The organism is Arachidicoccus sp. (genome assembly GCF_050436765.1).
Taxonomy (GTDB): domain Bacteria; phylum Bacteroidota; class Bacteroidia; order Chitinophagales; family Chitinophagaceae; genus Arachidicoccus.
The window spans coordinates 1-1,948 of record NZ_JBNQGD010000057.1; the positions used below are offsets into that span (position 1 = coordinate 1).

The window sequence follows — 1,948 nt, forward strand, 5'->3', positions numbered from 1 at the left end:
TAATGAGTCAAAATTGATACCTGCAGCGGCTGGAGGAGCTACTACTTCTTTACAAATATCAACATGGAATTTCTCATATGTAAGACGAGTGGATATTATGCTGGACAATATAGACCAGTCAAATATGTCACAGTCCGACAAAGATCATTGGAGAAGTGTAGGCTATTTTTTCAGGGCATTAAGATATTATGATTTAATTGCGGCTTTTGGAGATGTACCTTGGATTGAACATTCTTTGTCAGATACTTCTGCAAGTGTCTTATATGGCAACAGAACATCCAGAGATACAGTTGCCCAGAATATCTTGAATAATTTGATTTGGGCAGAGAACCACATTAAGCCGTCGGGTGAAGGCGCTAATACAAATACCATTAATCAAAGTTGTGTTCAATTTTTAATATCAAGGTTTGGTCTGTTTGAAGGTACATGGAGAAAATACCATGGTTTAAGCAATGCTAACACTTATCTGCAAGCCTGTGTAACTTATTCCCAAAAATTGATGGTTACATATCCAACCTTGATGTCGAGTTATGACGATGTTTTCAATTCAGAAGACCTAAGTGGCGGAAAACCCGGCATTATCCTGTATAAACAATATGTAAATACTATCTATAACAACCCTCAACTTACGCGTTATACTGGAAGTACTGCATGGAATAGTGAAGTGCCTAAAAGTGCTATTGAAAGTTTTTTATGCACCGATGGAAAGCCAGTGTCTACAAGTGCCGTTTATATGGGAGATGATTCAATGTATGCATCCTTTAAAAATAGAGACAGGCGATTGTATTATGATGTAATTCCTCCATATAGTGTTAAGTTCATCAATCCTGCAATCACAAATCAATCAGGTAATTCCGATAACTTGTGGACTTACGACCAGAATCCCAATTATGCATATTTTATCCATTACATGAACGATTCCATTTCGGGAAATACCAATAAAAAATTGCCTGTTATTTCTCAGACCAATGATATGGCATCCGGTAATGTAATCCCTAATTTCCCTCATTTTTCTTCTTATAATGTAGCTTTGAGCCAATTGCCGACAAATGCTGTTGCTATTTCACAGATGGTAGGTAAATTGGGTTATTTCTTTTGGAAATTTTACAATCGTTTGCCAATGGACGGCAGTTCCAATTATGGCGGAACACAGGATTGCCCGTTGTTTAGGATGGGTGAAGTATTAATAAATTATGCGGAAGCTTCCTTTGAATTAGGGCAGTTTTCACAGAGCATTGCAGATCAAACTATTAATGTTCTCAGGCAAAGAGCGAACCCGACAAATTGGCCTGCCATGAAAATGGTCGTTGCCAATATTAGCGGGAATTTCGATTTGAATAGAGATCCCAGCGTTGACCCTGTATTATGGGAGATTAGAAGAGAAAGGCGAGTTGAGCTATTTGGCGATGGTTTCAGATTCAATGATTTGAAAAGATGGGATAAGGGAACTTATATGAACGACTATCAGCTAGGCGTCAAGATATATGACAAGAATAGGATGTATCCTAATATTAAAATTGGTTCTACGCAGCTTAAAAATGCCAATATTTTGATAGATGGCGGTGGAAATAGCGGCTATGTTAGAAATGAACCTGTACCCATAGGCTGGTTGGATAAATATTATTTGGAGCCTGTGCCAGCGCAAGAAATAGCCATTAATCCGAATTTAACTCAAAATCCTAGTTGGTAAAATATTTAATTAATAGATGCTACTTATTATAATTATTCTTCGAGAGCAGAATGGTTGAACGTATCTTTATTTTAAGTCTAATACAGCGAAGGTAATCTGCAGTTGGTTCGTACTTTGAATTTGTGTTAGCGCCAAATTGCTGATGTCGATGCGGGTAGCTATTTTATAATCCTAATGTTTTTTAAATGAAGAAAATTATTTTGTGCGCTTTGATGGTTGTCACGGGTTTTATGGTCCGTGCGCAAAAACTCAGCATTA

General features: G+C 37.3%; 1 protein-coding gene. It reads left to right on the plus strand.

Going from position 1 to position 1,948, the window contains the following annotated elements; translation table 11 throughout:
• Positions 1-1,690, plus strand: a 1,690-nt coding sequence (locus ACQR30_RS02265) for a RagB/SusD family nutrient uptake outer membrane protein (RefSeq protein WP_429730668.1), incomplete at its 5' end; no start/stop codon positions are given.
• Positions 1,691-1,948: the final 258 nt, after the last annotated feature.